The following is a 15,403-nucleotide window of genomic DNA, read 5'->3' as shown; positions in this document are numbered from 1 at the left end:
GCCGGTACCCGTTGGCCCCCCCCCCACCCGGGCGGGCCCCAACGTTGCCCGAATATCCCGAAGTGGCCGGTCGATCCGAGGATCGACCGGCCACTTCTTCTGTGCGCGAGGGGGGAGTTGAACCCCCACGCCCTTTCGGGCACTGGAACCTGAATCCAGCGCGTCTGCCTATTCCGCCACCCGCGCATCTGGGTGATGGGTTAAGCATAGACCATCTGGAGGGGTGGTTCTGACCACCGGGACGTGGACGGGTTCAGCAGGGCGTCCGGCGCCGCCCGCGGCATCCTCCGGCTCCGGCGGCTAGCCGGTTCCGCGCACCACCGAGGACCGTTTCCGGATAGTCGACGGGCCCCCCGGCGAGCGAGTCTCGTTGTCGTTCCGAGAGCAGTTCGAACGGAACCGAACAACACCGACACCACACGGTGCGCCGCGGACGAGGCGCACCACAAGGAACGGGGGAACTCCCATGCGCAGAATCCTCGGCGCGATGGCCGTCGCCGGCCTCATCCTCGGCGGCGGCATCGCCACCGCCGGCACCGCGAGCGCCGCCGACGCCGGACAGAACTGCAGCCAGTACACGATCTGGGAGCCGCTGCTGAAGGCGGGCTCCACCGGCAACACCGTACGAGCCCTCCAGTGCGAGCTGAACCTCTCGATCAACCACAGCACCGGCTACACCGACATCGCCGTGGACGGCGTGTTCGGTCAGGCCACCCTGGCCGCCGTCGACAAGTTCCAGGGGTGCACCGGGCTCCAGCCGGACGGCGAGGTCGGTCCGCTGACCTGGGCCAAGCTCGACTACTACAGCAGCAGCCCGACCGCCGTGGCCTGCTGAACGCACGTCAGCGATGCCGGGCCGGGGCACCGCGCGGTGCCCCGCCCCGAACACTTTGGGGGATGTTTTGAGCACCAGTTCCATCAAGCGCCACGGGGCGTTCCTGTTCGCCACCGCCGCACTCGTCACGGTCGGCGCCACGGGCGTCGCCCAGGCCGTGCCCAACTCCGGCTCGCTGTGGGTCGGCTACGGCCGCAGCAACACCTACAACAGCGTCAAGTGCGTGCAGCAGATCTCCAACAGCCTGCGCTACCAGACCGGCTACAAGTCGATCGCCGTGGACGGCGCGTTCGGCCCCGACACCGCCGGGGCGATCGTCGCCATCCAGCACTGGGCGAACCTGGACCCGGACGGCGTCGTCGGCCCGCGGACCGGTGACGTCATGATCGAGTCGACCAAGGACTACTACGGCTGCTACAACTACCTGCCCACGCTCAGGTAGCAGCAGGCACGCGGCAGCCGCGGACCTCGGCCCCGGCGGGCCCCGCGAGGGGACCGGGCCCACCGGCACGTCCGATCTGCCCGCACCATCGGCCCGGGACTCCCGTCCCGGGCCGATGGTGCGTCTCGGCGGGCCACCGGGCACACCTGAGCGGCGGTTGCCCTACCGCCCCGGCTGTTCCGAGCCCCGCTCGGCCTCCGCGTGGGACGGGTTCCACAGCCGGTCGGCCTCGCCCCGGGCCAGGTGCTCCTCGTAGATCCGCACCTTCTCCCGCATCACGTCCAGGGCCCCCTGCAACTCCCGGATCTGCGCCTCCACCTGGCTCTCGTGCCGGCGCAGCAGCTCAAGCCGCTCGTGCTCGTTGCCGGAGCCGGCGCGGGCCAGCTCGATGTACTGCCGGATCGTCGCCAGGGACATCCCGGAGGAGCGCAGCCTGGTGCAGATCGCCAGCCACTCCAGTTCCTCCTCGTGGTAGACCCGGCGGCCGTTGGCCAGGCGGCGCACCGGGTTGGCGAACAGGCCCTCCCGCTCGTAGAACCGCAGCGCGTGCACGCTCAGCCCGCTGCGCTGCGCCACCTCACCGATGCTCAGGTCCATCAGCGATCCCCCGTCGTCCGGCTGTTGATCTAGACAGGACTCTAGGACCTAGCGTCGAACCGTCCGCCCATCGGAACGATCACCACGGGAGAGAAACATGGGCGTTTGGTTCGTCACGGGGGCATCGCGCGGGCTCGGTGCGGAGATCACCCGCGAGGCGCTGGAGCGGGGCCACAGCGTGATCGCCACGGCGCGGGACGCGTCGGCCGTGCTCAAGGCGTACCCGCAGCGGCCGGACGGCCTCCTCGCCGTCGAGGCCGACGTCACCGAGCCCGCCCGGCTGGCGGCCGCCGTGGCGGCGGGGCTGGCCAGGTTCGGCCGGATCGACGTCGTCGCCAACAACGCCGGGTACGGGCTGCTCGGCACGGTCGAGGAGACCTCGGACGAGGCCGTCCGCGCGCTGTTCGACGTCAACGTGTTCGGCGCGCTCAACACGCTGCGGGCGACCCTGCCGACGCTGCGCGCCCAGGGGTCCGGGCACGTGCTGAACATCAGCTCGGTGGCCGGGTTCGCCACCGCTCCGGCGGTGGGCCTCTACGGCGCGTCGAAGTTCGCCCTCGAAGGCATCTCCGAGGCGTTGCACGGCGAACTGGCCCCGCTCGGGGTCCGGGTGACGATCGTCGAGCCGGGCGGCCACCGCACGGACTTCCTGAACGGCTCCAGCCTGCACACCGCGCCGGCCACCATCGCCGACTACGCCGAGGGCACGGGGCCGGTGCGCGAGGCGATGGCGCACTACGACGGGCGCCAGCCGGGCGACCCGGTGAAGGCCGCCAAGGCGATCGTCGACCTCACGGAGACCGCCGAGCCGCCGCTGCGGCTGCAGTTGGGCGCGGACGCAGTGGAACGCATCGAGGCGAAGCTCGCCCTGGTCCGGCGCGAACTCGACCAGTGGCGCCACGTCGCGCTCTCCACCGCCCACTGACGGCCCACCACCGGCGGGCACCGGAAGTCGACCACGCCGACTTCCGGTGCCCGCACCCACGGCTAGCGCCACTCCAGGACGACGTCGTTGTAGCCCAGAGCGGTGGCCGCGTCCTGCGGGGTGACCTGCTCGGGCTGGGTGCCGGGGGTGAGGCCGGTGACGAACGCGGTCTCCTGCTTGCCCTGGAGGGATCGGAACAGCAGCTTCTTCCCGTCCGCCGAGATGGCCTGGGGGATGTTCTCCCGGTCGGTCGCCGGGAGCAGGACGGGGCCGACGCCGTCCTTGGAGTTGCTGTTGTCGGTCGGGTTCATCCGGTCGATGTCGAGGGACCACAGGTTGTTCTGGTACGGCGGCTTCGGACCCACGACCGCGGCCGGGGCGCAGAGCAGCGTGTGGCCGTCGATCCACCCGGACACCCGGCAGTCGTAGTCCTTGATCCTGCCGGTGTTCCCGTCCCTCTTCAGCAGCCCGCTGGACGTCACCGTCACGACGTGCTGGCCCTCCCCGTCCACGTACCCGACCGCGCGCTTCCCGTCCGGGCTGAAGCGCACGTGTCCGCCGGTCACGCCGTGCAGGGGGTTGCCCCCGAGCGTCAGGGCGAGGTCGCCGAAGGCGGCGGGCGCCCCGCTCCACTGCTCGGTGAGCTTGTGGTCGCCGGCGAGCTCGCGACTGGCGATGTGGTCCTGGCCGTTCGGATCCCGGTAGGTGAACCAGACGCTCCCGCCGTCCGGGGCGAAGAGCGCGTCCTTCTCCTTGGGCGTGCTGGTGAAGCCCGCACCGGCACCGGTGAGGTCAGTGAAGGTGCCCTTGAGGTCGACGTAACCGACGTGGCTCGCGCCCGTCCTGTCATCGGTGGTGACCAGCGCGAGGCGGCTGAAGTCGTGGTCGAAGAGCTGGCGGATCCGGGGCCCGGAGGCGTTGTCCAAGGGGTTGTCGGTGCCGCCGCCGGGGCTGGGGAAGTTGCCCGCGCACAGTTCCTGCAGCGCGCTGAGCTTGTCGCCGGAGCGGGCGCCGACCACCGCCGTCGCCGGAACGGTGAACTCGACCTCGGTCACCTTCTTCCAGCTGCCGGGCTCGAAGGCCTCCACCCACACCTTGGCCGGCCGGGACGCGGGCACGGTGCAGCCCGCGCTGATCACCAGGTCCCGGTCGCGGAAGGTCGCGGGGGCTGCGGCGGCATCGCTCGGCGGCTTCTGCGCCGCGTTCTGCGCGGGCGCCGCCGCGCCCACGTCCGAGCCGGCCTGCGAGGACGAGCTGTCGCAGCCGACGACCAGCGGAAGCATCAGGGCCGTCACCGCGACCGGCGGCAGCAGCCGCCGCCTGATGGTGCGCCACATCGAGCCGTCTCCCATGAACTTCCCCCATCGTCGTACCGCGCCCGGCCACGAGCCGACCGTGGGAGGAAGGTTAGATGATCATGGGCGTCACCCGACACCGCTGCCCGTCACCGACCTACCGGGACCCGACCTACCGGGACCCGACCCACCGGGACCCGAGCGCGCCGGCCATCCGCGCGGCCGAGGTGCCGATGCCGCCGGGGGGTGGGCCACCGCCGGTCGCCGCCCCGCACCGCACCCGCCGTGACGGGCGGGCCGGGGCGGCGCCCGCGGCCCGGGTCAGCTGCGCAGCAGGACCCAGGAGCCCAGGCCCGAGCAGCCCGCGCTGTTGTAGGCACCCAGGCGGTACCCGGCCGGGACCGGGTTGCCGGGGCAGATCGACAGTCCCGGCGCGGCCAGCTGCTGGAACCAGGATCCGATGCCGCGGCAGCCGGTGCGGTAGTGACCGGTCATCACGTACCCGGTCGGGATCGGCGAGCCCGCGCAGGTCCAGATCCCGTCGGTGACCAGCCGCATGAGCCAGGCGTCGCCGAGACAGGGGCTGCTGCTGGGGTTGTGGTCGGTGAGCACGTAGCCGGCCGGGATCGGCGAGCTGGCGCAGATCCACAGCGGGTCCTGCGCGGGCTGCACGTAGGAGCCGCCGGCCCCGTTGCAGTGGCCGGCGTCATACACGGTGATGACGTAGCCGGGCGGAACGGGCACCCCCCGGCAGATCCAGCCGGCGCCGGCCAGCCGGGCGGAAGGGGCGGAGGAAGCGGAGGAAGCGGAGGAAGCGGAGGAGGCAGCGGGCGCGGCGCTCGCCGTCCCGGCGGCGGTGCCGGTGAGGACGGCCGCCACCAGCGCGACCACCCCCGCCACGGCGGCGAGCCGGCCCCGGAGGGCCGCCCACGACGAACGGTCCAGCAGTCGGTGATGTCTTCTGATCACGTCACACCCGTCCCATCGGCAGGTCCGTGCGGCACCGCACGACGACCGTACGGCGCCGGATTGTGGAGCTGCCGTGACCCTAGCCGGAGCCGGTGCGGCCGAATTGTTCACAGCATGGACACGTCACCATCTTGTCCGGAACCACCCCCCGGATGCCCGCAATCCCGCCCTTGACGGGAGGAGTCGGCGCCGCCTCACGGCACCCGGGTCGGGGCCGGGGAGGGGTCGGCGTCGGCCCAGGATTGCCAGACGTGGCGGGTGTTGGGCAGGTCGGGGCGGTCGAGGAGCAGGAGGACGTAGCCGGCGTGGCGGCGGGCCCAGGGGTCGGACGACTCGGCCGCGCGGGCGAGCCGGGCCCGCAGGTCGGGGCTGTCGACGGCGCGGGCGATCCGCACGTACTCGCGGTCCTTGCAGCGGTACGGGCGGCCGACCACGACCTCCACCAGGTCGGTGAGCTTCGCCCGGCTCGGCCCGTCCAGGCGGGCGCGGGAGAGGTCGCGCAGGAGGGTTTCCTTCGTTCCCCAGGCCTTCGCGTGCCGCGTCCACTCCACCGGGAACCGGGCCTCCCACTCCAGGTAGAGCAGGGCGTAGGGCATCCCCGGCCAGGCGCCCAGGTCCCCGGCCTCGCGCCGGTCCCACAGGGCGTCGGGCAGCGCGAACGACCAGGACCGACGGATGAGCCGGTTCGCCGCCAGGAGGTCCGGGTGCCCGTACCGCTGCGCCCAGTCCAGGCCCAGCGTCAGCCGCCACGCCTCGTTGTAGCGGGCGAATGCGCCCTCGACGTCCCGCCGGGCCCGCGCCAGCCGGGCGAGCGCGGCCGCCCGCTCGGCCGGATCGTCCGCGACCAGCCCGAACGCCCAGCCCAACCGCTCGCCCCACGCGCGGGCGTCGTCGCCCGCCACCGCGTCCTCGTCCACGCGGGTGATCCTCTCCCGGCGCCGCCCGCCGGCTCCACCGATATAGCCGGTGGCCAGGCCGTCCCGGAGCCGCACGGGCCGTCAGCCATCGGCGGATCCGCCGTGTTTCGCGAGCCGTTGGTCCGCGAGCCACTCGCGGGCGATCGCGCCCAGTTCGGCATCGCGGCCGGCGAGCATCATGCCGATCATCCGCGCGTCCCCGCGCAGGGACCAGCCCGGGTGCCCGAAGGTCGCCGGGTTGTTCCCCTCGATGAGGAAGTGCGCCGGCCAGGCCGTGCCGTAGCCGATCAGCGGAAGGGCGGCCAGGTACCGCGTCCGGCCGCGCGCCAGGCCGTAGGCGCCCACCGCGAGCCCGCTCAGGGTGCCCGCCAGGTGCACCCACCTGGTGGCGGCCCTGGAGTGCATCGCGACGTAGTAGGGCCAGAACTCCTCGAAGGACGCGAATGGTCCGCTCTCCACCATGCCAGGACGGTAGCGCCAGGACGGCGCCCCGCCCAGGGCACGGTGGGAACGGCTACGCGGTCGGGTCCCAGGCGAACAGCCGGTCGAAGACGCCCCGGTCGCCGTCGAGCTCCAACGCGTCCACCGGGAGGCGGCCGTAGAACCACAGGACCAGTTCAGCGGCCGTACCCCGGGCGGAGGCGTCGGCCGGGGCCCCGGCCTCGTCGCCCTCGGCGATCCGGGCGACCCGGGCGCCGTCCGCCTCGACCGTGAAACGCCAGGAGCGACCCTCGGTGGCGTGGTACTCGACGACGGCCGGCTCGTGCGGCCAGTTGCCCGACCACGCGCAGCAGGTGGACAGGAAGTCCTCGACGCCGTCCAGCGCCACCTCCGCCGGCAGCGGCTGCGCGGCGCCCACGGCGAGCTGGGCGTCGTAGGTGTGCACCGAGATCTCCTGGAGCTGGTGCCGGGCGACCGCCCCGCTGGTCCGCGGCGACTGCGAGGCGCCCCACCACGTCCAGCACTCGGCGTCCGGGCCGGCCACCCGCAGGGTGTCCAGCAGCTCCTGCGTCGACGCGGCCAGCCAGGCCAGCAGCGCCTCCCGATCCTGCGGCGCCTGCGCCTCCGTGCGCGCCGCCACGGCCTCGGCGGGCGGAGCGTCGGCCGGGCCGGCCGCGACGATGGCGGCCCAGAACGGGCGCCCCGAGCCCAGGTGCCGCGCCAGGTCGGCCAGCGTCCACTCGGGGCAGGTCGGCACCTGCACGTCGAGGTCGGGCGCGGCGGCGATCGCGGCCCGGAAGGCCGTCGACCGCTCGTCGATGAGTCGCAGCAGGTCAGGGAGTTCAAGGGTGTTCAGCACTGGGGTTGTCTATCACCGCGCTCCGGCGGCCGGAAAGCGAATTTCCCGGCCGCCCGGCAGCCGTCCACCGCCGACGCGTCCTTTCCCCGCCATCGCCCGGCGCCGGATAATCTGCCAACAACCCGCCACCATCCGACCGTTGAGGGGAATCCGTTGTTCCGCAGCACCAGCCGCCCGCGCGACTTCCACGTCCCCACCCACCGGGAGACCGCCGACGAGTGGGGCGGGCGGATCGCCGTCCCCCGCGCCGTCCCGCCCGACTGGTTCCTCCTCCTCGGACGGATGAGCAGCGACGGCTACCTCTGCCACCTCGACCTCAACTACCACCTGGACCGCGAGTTCACGGCGATCGTCCAGACCTCCCGGCCCGTCCCCGAGCACTTCCGGGTCAAGTCCCACACCACCCCGCGGACCCAGCTCGCCACCTACCTGACCAACTCCGACCGCCTCCCCTACCGCGCCGCGATCGCCCCGCTCGCCACCACCACCAGCCGGGGCGAGGTGCACCTCGACGGCACCCCCGTGCCCGTCGAGATCCACCACGCCCACGACTGTCGCAGCGCGGCGATCCCCCACGTTCCCGGCCAGCCCGGCTACCTGATCGTCACCGCGCCGGACGAGCACTGGACGGCCGTCACCGACCTCGTCCTCCAGACGCCCGACGCCTTCTGACCGGCCCCGCCGACACCGAACCTCCGCCAAAAGCACGGGAGTTCCGCACCCGACTTCACTCCAACGTGGGGTTTGGCTCAACACCCCACCGCCCGGGTGCCGAGAAGCCAACGGGGTGGCGGCGCTGAGGGCCGCCACCCCGCTCCGCCCGGAGCCGACGATGCGTCATGGCTCGGTAACAGAAGGCGCTTTCCGATCCTCCGGCCGCGAACCGGTCCGTAGAGTGCACGAAGCCGCCAGAGCGGGCGGCACGGCGGACACACCCGGGGGTGGGGGCACCATGGCGGAGGGTTCGGGCTACACCGTCGAGGCCGGCGGAGCCGAGAAGCAGGCCACGGCGCTCGACAAGGCCGCCAGCGACCAGGGCAAGCTCCACCTGTCCACCGTCGACCCCGTCTGCTACGGCGACAACGTCTTCGGCGGCGAGGACACCGACCCGGCGTACCGGAACTTCAGCACCGCCTGGCACGACGAGACCGACGTGCTCGCGAGCGCCCTGAAGGAGCTGGCGGACAAGGTCCGCAACTCCACCGGCCACTACCGGAAGGCCGAGAACGCCGCGACGACCGACCTCCACCAGGCAGCCGCGGGCCGCGACCACCGCCCCTTCGGCTGAGCGCCGAGTACCGACGACCCGGAGCCGGAACCGACCGAGGGGCTGACGAACCGCCATGACGAAGCCGTCCACGTCCCAGCGCCGCAAGGCCCTGCAGACCGCACTCAAGGACCTCCGCGACGCGGACTCCAAGAACGACGTCATCGACGCGATCAAGGACGCCCTCGCCGTCCACGCGCCGGTCGGCGACCCGACCGTCATCGAGGCCACCGGCAACCGCTACAAGACCATGGCCACCGAGTCGGAACACCTCCACCGGGACGTCACCGCGATCGCCGACACCGGCCTGCCGAACGTCTGGACCGGCACCACCGGCGCGAAGGCCGCCGAGGTCATCGGCGCCACCGGCCGCGCCATCGACCGCCAGAGCACCGCCTTCATCAAGGCCTGGCTGACCCTGCACAACCTCGCCGACGCGCTGCGCACCGCCCAGGGCACGGACGGCCCCGCCCGCTCCGCCGCCCAGCAGGTGCTCAGCCAACTCGGCGGCAAGGAGGGCTGGTTCGACGAGTGGTTCGAGGACGATGACGACGAGGCCAAGCGCAAGAAGGCGCAGCAGGCCGCCATCCCGCACGTCGAGGCGATGCTGACCGCCGCCGCGAAGGCCGACGACGCGGCCCGCGCCGCCGCCCGCGACCTCAACAAGCTGGCCGACGAGGCCCGAGCCGGCAAGCTGCGCGCCAAGGGCGTCAGCTCCGCGGACCGGGTGGTCCTCGCCGAGACCTCCGGCCCGGACGGCCCCACCGAGCTGAACGACCTGCTCACCGCCAACGACCTCAAGCGGTCCGGCGAGTACATGGACAGGATGAACCCCACCGACCTCGCCGCCTTCGACCGGATGCTCGCCGACTCCTCGACCCCGCAGGAACGCGCCTACCTGATGAAGGCCCTGGCCGCCGGGCACAACCTGGACGAGATCCGCGCCTTCGACGGCAAGATCCACGGCAAGGACCCGGAGTGGCTGCGCACGCACCTGACGCCCGTCTACACGAAGAGCGACAACCGGGACAGCGGCGGGCAGGACAAGGAGGGCACCAACCGGAACACGTACGACGCGAAGTACGGCAACGCCCTGTGGAAACAGACCGGTCCGACCTGCGTCGCCTCCACCACCGTCACGGCCCGGGCGATCGCCGATCCGCTCTACGCACTGGACCTGACCGGTGGCCCGACCGGCCAGGAGAACGACCCGGCCGCCTTCCAACGGCGCCTGCTGGACGAGCAGAACCGCGTCCACCAGGAAGGTCACGGCGACAAGAAGGGGATGGGAGAGGACGGCACCGGGGACGTGCTGGCCAAGGAGGTCAGCCCGCACACCGGGGCCGCCTACGAGTACAAAAGCCTGTCGGACGAGAACGCCCGGCGCGCGATCCTGCCGGAGATCGAGAAGGCGGTCGCCGACGGCAAGCCGGTGCCGGTCTCGATCGAGGGCCACAACGACCACGGTCGCGAGGGCCACGAGGTACTGATCGTCGGCCAGGAAGGCGACATGCTGCAGGTCTACAACCCCTGGGGCTACACCACCTGGATCAGCGAGGCCGACTTCGCCAACGGCCACATGGACCACGTGGCGGACCATCGCACGCCCACCGTCGACGCCGTTCACCTGCCGAAGTGACCAGCCGTGACCTCCCTGACGAGAACATCGCTGCGGGCGGTGGCACTGCTCGCGGCCCTGGCGGCCTGCCTGGCGGCCTCCGCCTCGAACCAACCGGACCGCGGCCGGATCCTCGGCCCGAAGGAACGCTCGGTGACGCTCGCGCCGGGGGACCGCTTCTCGATCGCCGTCCGGGACAGCGCCTCGATCGGCGACGACTGGAGTGTCGTGGACCCGAAACCGGACACCGGCGTGGTGGCCGCGGTCGCCCAGGTGACCGATTTCCCACCGGGACACGAGAAGTACAACGGCGGCGGTGGCACCGCCTTCTACGTCTTCGAGGCCAAAGGCCGCGGCACCACCACCATCACCCTGTTCAACTGCTTCCGAGGGCTCTGCGACGCCCCGGAACGCATTGAGTCCGACGACTGGGAGTGGCTCGTGCGCAACACCTACACCGTGACGGTCCGATGAGCACCTCCGACCGCTTCCGCCCCCGGACGGACGACGACCTCCGCCGGCTCGACGTCCCGACCCTGCTCCGCTACGGCCTGGCCTTCGGCGGCCACCACCGGGCGGCCCTGTTCGGGGAGGGCGCGGTCGCCGCCGCGCTGGAGGCGGACGCCCTCGGGGTGTTGCCCCGTTCGCTGTCCTTCCTCGCCGAGGTGGTGCGCAGCGGCGGCACCCGCTACGCCGCCGAGCTGCCCGAGCCGCTGCCCGGTCCGGAGGCGGCCGGCCTCGCCCGCGCCTGGCTGACCGCGGCGGCGACCACCATCACCACCGTCGACGGCGACCAGTTGCTCGCGCGCTGGCTGATGGCGGTCGCCGAGGTCCTGGGCCTGCGCCGGACCGTCCGGGGCGGGGCCTGAGCGCGCGGCGCCCGGCCGTCCCAGGCCGGCGAGGAAGTCCCGGACGACCGTGGCGAGTTCGTCCGGTCGATGGGATCACCACAGCCCCGTTTCAGACGCTCGTGCACTACCTGCGCCTGAAACGAGCGTCCAATAGTCTCGGGCCACCCACGAGCAGCAGGTCAGTAGTTCGCCGCCCGCTTCCGCAGCAGCACGAGCGCCACGAACCCCAGCACCATGACGGCCAGCCCCCCGAGGAACACCTCCAGCCCGATCAGGACCCCGCCCAGCATCTCCACCGCCGCCGCGGCCGACTGCTGCCGCACCTCCACCGGCGTCCGCCGGCTCTCGGAGGGCCGCACCAACTGGCGGCCGGTGCCCACCTGGACGAGGTTGATCAGCATCAGCACACCCGCCGCGACGGCGATGAATATCCACATGCCGCCGAGCGTAGTGACCCGCCCCGGCCGGCGGCCCTACCGGGGGCCGAACAGTGGTTCGTACGCGTTGCCCTCCTCGGCGTTGAGCAGCACGTACCGCTCGCCCAGCCCGATCGCCACCTCCCCGAGCCGGGCCAACGCCTCGGCCACGGACGGGACTTCGAGCCCGAGCGCGGCGGCGGCCGCGTCCCGCTCGGCGTACAGGTCGGGCTCGTCCTCCAGGTATTCGGCCGCCGCCTCCGCGGCCTCGGCCTCCGTCAGCCCCGAGCAGTCCCGCCACCACGGCACGGCCAGCAGCAGCCGGACCAGCTCCGGCAGACCGACCGCCAGCAGCGCCGAGCCGCCCTCGGAGTCGGCGTACAGGACGGGCCGCTCCTCGCCGCCCTCCCCGCACAGGAAGAAGGTGCCGCCCGCGCCGTCCTTGGCGAACTCCTCCAGCGCCTCGCCGGAGGCGAGCACGACGTCCTCGACGTGCGGGTAGTGGTCGAGGTTCAAGTCCCCCGGCCAGAGCAGGAAGTCGAGGGCGGCGTCGTTGGCGCGGATGCGATCGATGAGCGACATGGCGGACACCCTAGGCCGTCGCTACGACACCGGCCCGAGGTCGCCCTCGACGACGCTCTCGGTGATCCGCGGGCGGCCCCACAACGCCAGGACCTCGTTCGTCAGGGCGACGGTCTCACGCGGGTCCTCGCTGCCGTACAGCGTGACGGCGGCGGCCGACAGACCGTGCGGGACGGCGCCGGCGTCGAGCAGGACGCGCCAGTCCTGCGGCGACAGCTCCAGGAACTCCAGCCCGGTCAGCCGGCCGATCTCCCGGGGATCGGCGAGCATCCCGGGGCCGGCGTACAGGGTGCGCAGCCTGGGCAGGCCGACGAGCGGGGCGAGGCTGAACGGTTCCGGGCTCCCGCCGAGGGTCAGCACCTCCAGGTCGGGGTGGGCGACGGCCTCGACGCTCATCGACTGGTGGCCGTAGATCCTGGCCACCGTCGGCGACTTGTCCACGACGCGCCCGGAGTACCAGTCCCGCTCCGGGCCGAGCACCGCCTCGGTCAGCGACTCCGCGAACAGGCCGCCGCCGACGCTGTCCTCGTGGCCGAGCACGATGAGCTGGCCGAGGTGGCCACGCGGGCCGGGGGTCAGATCGACGGCGACCAGATCCCCGCCGCCGGTGTCGCCGATGACGATCCAGCCCGGTGACCAGACCAGGTCCTGCACGGCGGCGTCGGGCGCGGTGACGCACGCCTGCGTCGCCGCGTGCTCCCACCGGAACGACGAGCGTGCGCGGTTCTCGGTGGAGAGGGAGTTCAGGGAGCTCAGTTCGAAACCGAGCACGTCGCCGACGCGCTCCGAGGCCGCGAAGAGCTCCGCGAAGTCGTGCCCGCCCTCCGGGTCGTCGAACCAGCTCGCGCTCGTCACCCGGTAGAGCACCTTCAGCTCCTCCGGCAGCGCCACCCCCAACCGGGCCTCGGCGGCGGCGATCTCCTCCTCGGTGGCACCGGCCTCGTCGGGCAGCCGTTCCCGCAAGGTCCGTTCCAGCAGCGCCAGGTCCACGGACGGGGCCGGCCGCGCGTCGGGCACCGGATCGGGCAGGCGGCGCCACGGCGCGGGGACCGCGTCGGCGACCAGGGCCATCGCGCCCGGGTGGGCGTTGCCGATGCCGGGAGCGACGGCGACGTCGTAGTCGAACAGGTGCAGCACCACCTTCCCGTCCGGCCGTATCCCGGCGGTGAACGCGACGCAGTCGCCGTCCTCGGCGAGCGCGGCCCGGACGTGTTCGACCGCGTCCTGCTCCGCCCGGTGGTCCGACGCCGGCCCGCCCGCCCCGGCCGCCGGGATTCGGTACGTCATCGGCACGCTCGACCAGTGCTCCCCGATCGCGCCCGACACCCGACCCCCCGGCGCCGCGAGGCGGTCCGCGTGCGCCGCCCGCAGCAGCCGGAGCAGCGGCTCCCAGGTGGTGAAGTCGTTCAGCGTGGACAACGGGGGCCTCCGGCAAGGGCGGTGATCGTGACGGTGGCCATTGTCGCCACCGCCACCGACAGTCCGTCCACGACCCTCGCCCCGCTCACGCCGCTCACACCGCTCACACCGCTCACACCGCTCACGCCGCCAGCCGCTCCGCGAGGAACTCCTCCCAGGTGCGCCGCCCGTGCTCGGCGTCGGCCGGGGCGAGGTTCGTCCCCGCCCGGTACGCGCGGCCGACCTTGCCCGGCACCCGGACGGGCAGCTGCCGCCGGGTGCGGCCGCACGCGGCGAGGTAGCTGTGCGTCAGCTCGCGCATCTCGTACACCTCCGGACCGGCCAGGTCGGGCACCGCGCCGGCCGGCTCGGCGAGCGCCAGCTCGACCAGCCGGGCCGCGACCTCGCGCACGTCCACGGGCTGCCAGCGGATCCCGCCGGGGGCCGGGACGAGCGGCAGCTTCGCCATCTTCTCGACGAGAGTGAGCGCCAGGTCGTGGAACTGGGCGGCGCGCAGCACGGTGTACGGCAGGCCCGATTCGGCGACGGCCCGCTCGGCGGCGTGCTTGGCCCGGAAGTAGCCGAGCGGCACGGCGTCCGCGCCGATCACCGAGATGTACACCAGGTGCCGCGCCCCGGCCCGCCGGGCCGCGTCGACCAGCCGCCGGGTGGCGACGTCGTCGCCCTTCGGGCCGCCGGCCAGGTGCAGCACGGTGTGGACGCCGGCGAGCGCCGCGTCCAGGTCCGCCGCGGCCTGCGCCGCGTCGCCGAGCAGGTCGCCGCGCACGTACGCCACGCCGTCCCCGCCCGCCCGCTCCTGCCGGCTGAGCACCCGCACGGGCAGCCCGGCGGCGCGCAGCAGCGGGAGGACGTGCCGGCCGAGCTTGCCGGTGCCGCCGGTGACCAGCACCGGAACGCCCGCCGTGTTCGCCGTGTTCGTCATGATCGTCTCCGATTCGTCCCGGGCGGCGAGTCGATCGAGGGAGTTGATCTCCGCGCCGCAGCCGTTGTTGGGTGGCTCCTGCTGCTCTGACCCGAGGCGACGAAGGAATGTGACACGTGGACGAGAAATCTTCCGAGGAGTTCTCGCGGACCGCGCTCTTCGAGGAGCACCGCCCGCACCTGCGCGCCGTCGCGTACCGGATGCTCGGCTCGATCAGCGAGGCCGAGGACGCCGTCCAGGACGCCTGGCTGCGGTACGACCGCACCGACACCGCCGAGGTGGCGAACCCGGGCGGCTGGCTGACCACCGTGGTCTCCCGGGTCTGCCTCAACCTGCTGCGCGACCGCGCCCAGCGCCGCGAGGAGCCGTTGGAGACCGGGGCCGGCCCGGAGCGCATCCCGGATCCGCTGCTGCGGCGCGAGGGCGTGGTCGACCCGGAGCAGGAGGTGCTGCTCGCGGACTCGGTCGGCCTGGCGCTGATGGTGGTGATGGAGTCGCTGTCGCCGGCCGAGCGGGTGGCCTTCGTGCTGCACGACATGTTCGCGGTGCCGTTCGAGGAGATCGCCCCGCTGATCGAGAAGACCGCGGCCGCGACCCGCCAGCTGGCCAGCCGGGCCCGCCGCAAGGTGCAGGGCCAGGCGCCGGCGCCGGACCCGGACCTGGGCCGCCAGCGGGTCGCCGTGGACGCGTTCTTCGCCGCCTCCCGCAGCGGCGACCTGGACGCGCTGGTCGCCGTCCTCGACCCGGACGTGGTGCTGCGCTCGGACGGCGGCGCGCGGCTCGCCCGGCACACGCTGGTGCTCACCGGCGCGGCCACGGTGGCGGGCCAGGCCGCCATGTGGGGCACGCTGGCGCCGTTCGCCCGCCCGGCGCTGGTCAACGGCACGGCCGGCGCGGTGGTCATCGGCGCCAACGGCCGGGCGCTGTCGATCATGGCGTTCACCGTCGTGGACGACGCGATCGTGGCGATCGACGTGATCGCCGACCCGGAGCGGCTGGCGGCGTTCGACCTCTCGGCGTTCCGCGACTGACCCACCGGTGACGGGAA

Annotated in this window: 19 protein-coding genes and 1 tRNA gene; 9 read left to right on the top strand and 11 right to left on the bottom strand. The window is 73.1% G+C overall.

Going from position 1 to position 15,403, the window contains the following annotated elements; all coding sequences use genetic code 11:
• Positions 1–102: 102 nt before the first annotated feature.
• Positions 103–186: transfer RNA gene (locus ACPC54_RS31810), tRNA-Leu, on the bottom strand.
• A 280-nt stretch (positions 187–466) separates the two neighbouring features.
• Between ACPC54_RS31810 and ACPC54_RS31805 the strand changes: the two genes are divergently transcribed.
• Positions 467–835, top strand: coding sequence for a peptidoglycan-binding domain-containing protein (locus ACPC54_RS31805; RefSeq protein ID WP_498969809.1), 369 nt, complete (start codon positions 467–469; stop codon positions 833–835).
• Between the two features lie 67 nt (positions 836–902).
• Positions 903–1,277, top strand: a complete 375-nt coding sequence (locus ACPC54_RS31800; RefSeq protein WP_498969808.1) for a peptidoglycan-binding domain-containing protein — start codon at positions 903–905, stop codon at positions 1,275–1,277.
• Between the two features lie 162 nt (positions 1,278–1,439).
• On the opposite strand, the gene ACPC54_RS31795 is transcribed toward ACPC54_RS31800, so the two are convergent.
• Positions 1,440–1,874: a MerR family transcriptional regulator gene (locus ACPC54_RS31795; RefSeq protein ID WP_498969806.1), complete on the bottom strand. Its 435-nt coding sequence runs from the start codon at positions 1,872–1,874 to the stop codon at positions 1,440–1,442.
• A 97-nt stretch (positions 1,875–1,971) separates the two neighbouring features.
• On the opposite strand from ACPC54_RS31795, the gene ACPC54_RS31790 reads away from it, so the two are divergent.
• Positions 1,972–2,799, top strand: a complete 828-nt coding sequence (locus ACPC54_RS31790) for an oxidoreductase (RefSeq protein WP_498969805.1) — start codon at positions 1,972–1,974, stop codon at positions 2,797–2,799.
• Positions 2,800–2,861: 62 nt separating this feature from the next.
• Here ACPC54_RS31790 and ACPC54_RS31785 read toward each other — a convergent pair whose 3' ends face one another.
• The 5 genes from ACPC54_RS31785 to ACPC54_RS31765 form a co-directional block, all read right to left on the bottom strand.
• Positions 2,862–4,136: a hypothetical protein gene (locus tag ACPC54_RS31785; protein WP_498969803.1), complete on the bottom strand. Its 1,275-nt coding sequence runs from the start codon at positions 4,134–4,136 to the stop codon at positions 2,862–2,864.
• A gap of 279 nt (positions 4,137–4,415) precedes the next feature.
• Positions 4,416–5,063 (bottom strand): hypothetical protein, encoded by a 648-nt coding sequence (locus ACPC54_RS31780; RefSeq protein ID WP_498969801.1) that lies wholly within the window; start codon positions 5,061–5,063, stop codon positions 4,416–4,418.
• 194 nt (positions 5,064–5,257) lie between these two features.
• On the bottom strand, positions 5,258–5,980 hold the full coding sequence (locus ACPC54_RS31775; RefSeq protein WP_498969800.1) for a hypothetical protein: 723 nt from the start codon (positions 5,978–5,980) through the stop codon (positions 5,258–5,260).
• Positions 5,981–6,061: 81 nt separating this feature from the next.
• On the bottom strand, positions 6,062–6,442 hold the full coding sequence (locus ACPC54_RS31770; protein ID WP_498969798.1) for an Mpo1-like protein: 381 nt from the start codon (positions 6,440–6,442) through the stop codon (positions 6,062–6,064).
• 52 nt (positions 6,443–6,494) lie between these two features.
• Positions 6,495–7,280 (bottom strand): maleylpyruvate isomerase family mycothiol-dependent enzyme, encoded by a 786-nt coding sequence (locus ACPC54_RS31765; RefSeq protein ID WP_498969796.1) that lies wholly within the window; start codon positions 7,278–7,280, stop codon positions 6,495–6,497.
• A gap of 153 nt (positions 7,281–7,433) precedes the next feature.
• Here ACPC54_RS31765 and ACPC54_RS31760 point away from each other — a divergent pair, with 153 nt between their 5' ends.
• The 5 genes from ACPC54_RS31760 (at position 7,434) to ACPC54_RS31740 (ending at position 11,034) form a co-directional block, all read left to right on the top strand.
• A complete protein-coding gene (locus ACPC54_RS31760) occupies positions 7,434–7,952 on the top strand; it encodes a hypothetical protein (RefSeq protein ID WP_498969795.1) in 519 nt (172 codons plus the stop codon).
• Positions 7,953–8,232: 280 nt separating this feature from the next.
• Positions 8,233–8,568 (top strand): hypothetical protein, encoded by a 336-nt coding sequence (locus tag ACPC54_RS31755; protein WP_498969793.1) that lies wholly within the window; start codon positions 8,233–8,235, stop codon positions 8,566–8,568.
• Positions 8,569–8,623: 55 nt separating this feature from the next.
• Positions 8,624–10,186 carry a peptidoglycan-binding protein gene (locus ACPC54_RS31750; protein WP_498969791.1) on the top strand — a complete coding sequence of 521 codons (1,563 nt, stop codon included), beginning with the start codon at positions 8,624–8,626 and terminating at the stop codon, positions 10,184–10,186.
• Positions 10,187–10,192: 6 nt separating this feature from the next.
• Positions 10,193–10,639, top strand: a complete 447-nt coding sequence (locus ACPC54_RS31745) for a hypothetical protein (RefSeq protein ID WP_498969789.1) — start codon at positions 10,193–10,195, stop codon at positions 10,637–10,639.
• Positions 10,636–11,034, top strand: coding sequence for a hypothetical protein (locus ACPC54_RS31740; protein ID WP_498969787.1), 399 nt, complete (start codon positions 10,636–10,638; stop codon positions 11,032–11,034). Before ACPC54_RS31745 ends, ACPC54_RS31740 begins: the two co-directional genes overlap by 4 nt.
• Positions 11,035–11,195: 161 nt before the next feature.
• Here ACPC54_RS31740 and ACPC54_RS31735 read toward each other — a convergent pair whose 3' ends face one another.
• From ACPC54_RS31735 to ACPC54_RS31720, 4 genes are all read right to left on the bottom strand, one after another.
• Positions 11,196–11,453 (bottom strand): hypothetical protein, encoded by a 258-nt coding sequence (locus ACPC54_RS31735; protein WP_498969786.1) that lies wholly within the window; start codon positions 11,451–11,453, stop codon positions 11,196–11,198.
• 36 nt (positions 11,454–11,489) lie between these two features.
• Positions 11,490–12,014: a hypothetical protein gene (locus tag ACPC54_RS31730; RefSeq protein ID WP_498969784.1), complete on the bottom strand. Its 525-nt coding sequence runs from the start codon at positions 12,012–12,014 to the stop codon at positions 11,490–11,492.
• Positions 12,015–12,035: 21 nt separating this feature from the next.
• The gene (locus ACPC54_RS31725; RefSeq protein WP_498969783.1) at positions 12,036–13,433 is read right to left on the bottom strand and encodes an SMI1/KNR4 family protein; all 1,398 of its coding nucleotides are present in this window, start codon (positions 13,431–13,433) and stop codon (positions 12,036–12,038) included.
• A gap of 121 nt (positions 13,434–13,554) precedes the next feature.
• Positions 13,555–14,355 carry an SDR family oxidoreductase gene (locus ACPC54_RS31720; protein WP_498969781.1) on the bottom strand — a complete coding sequence of 267 codons (801 nt, stop codon included), beginning with the start codon at positions 14,353–14,355 and terminating at the stop codon, positions 13,555–13,557.
• Between the two features lie 116 nt (positions 14,356–14,471).
• On the opposite strand from ACPC54_RS31720, the gene sigJ reads away from it, so the two are divergent.
• A complete protein-coding gene (gene sigJ / locus ACPC54_RS31715) occupies positions 14,472–15,386 on the top strand; it encodes an RNA polymerase sigma factor SigJ (RefSeq protein ID WP_498969780.1) in 915 nt (304 codons plus the stop codon).
• Positions 15,387–15,403: the final 17 nt, after the last annotated feature.

This window comes from Kitasatospora sp. NPDC094028 (genome assembly GCF_049543595.1).
In the GTDB taxonomy this organism is placed as follows: domain Bacteria; phylum Actinomycetota; class Actinomycetes; order Streptomycetales; family Streptomycetaceae; genus Kitasatospora.
This window is presented reverse-complemented; position numbering and strand designations above follow the sequence as displayed.

Coding starts and splice junctions, on each gene's coding strand:
- ACPC54_RS31720 (WP_498969781.1), bottom strand. CDS start 14,355: ATGACGAACACGGCGAACACGGCGGGCGTTCCGGTGCTGGTCACCGGC.
- ACPC54_RS31755 (WP_498969793.1), top strand. CDS start 8,233: ATGGCGGAGGGTTCGGGCTACACCGTCGAGGCCGGCGGAGCCGAGAAG.
- ACPC54_RS31790 (WP_498969805.1), top strand. CDS start 1,972: ATGGGCGTTTGGTTCGTCACGGGGGCATCGCGCGGGCTCGGTGCGGAG.
- ACPC54_RS31735 (WP_498969786.1), bottom strand. CDS start 11,453: ATGTGGATATTCATCGCCGTCGCGGCGGGTGTGCTGATGCTGATCAAC.
- ACPC54_RS31805 (WP_498969809.1), top strand. CDS start 467: ATGCGCAGAATCCTCGGCGCGATGGCCGTCGCCGGCCTCATCCTCGGC.
- ACPC54_RS31795 (WP_498969806.1), bottom strand. CDS start 1,874: ATGGACCTGAGCATCGGTGAGGTGGCGCAGCGCAGCGGGCTGAGCGTG.
- ACPC54_RS31730 (WP_498969784.1), bottom strand. CDS start 12,014: ATGTCGCTCATCGATCGCATCCGCGCCAACGACGCCGCCCTCGACTTC.
- ACPC54_RS31770 (WP_498969798.1), bottom strand. CDS start 6,442: ATGGTGGAGAGCGGACCATTCGCGTCCTTCGAGGAGTTCTGGCCCTAC.
- ACPC54_RS31785 (WP_498969803.1), bottom strand. CDS start 4,136: ATGTGGCGCACCATCAGGCGGCGGCTGCTGCCGCCGGTCGCGGTGACG.
- ACPC54_RS31740 (WP_498969787.1), top strand. CDS start 10,636: ATGAGCACCTCCGACCGCTTCCGCCCCCGGACGGACGACGACCTCCGC.
- ACPC54_RS31750 (WP_498969791.1), top strand. CDS start 8,624: ATGACGAAGCCGTCCACGTCCCAGCGCCGCAAGGCCCTGCAGACCGCA.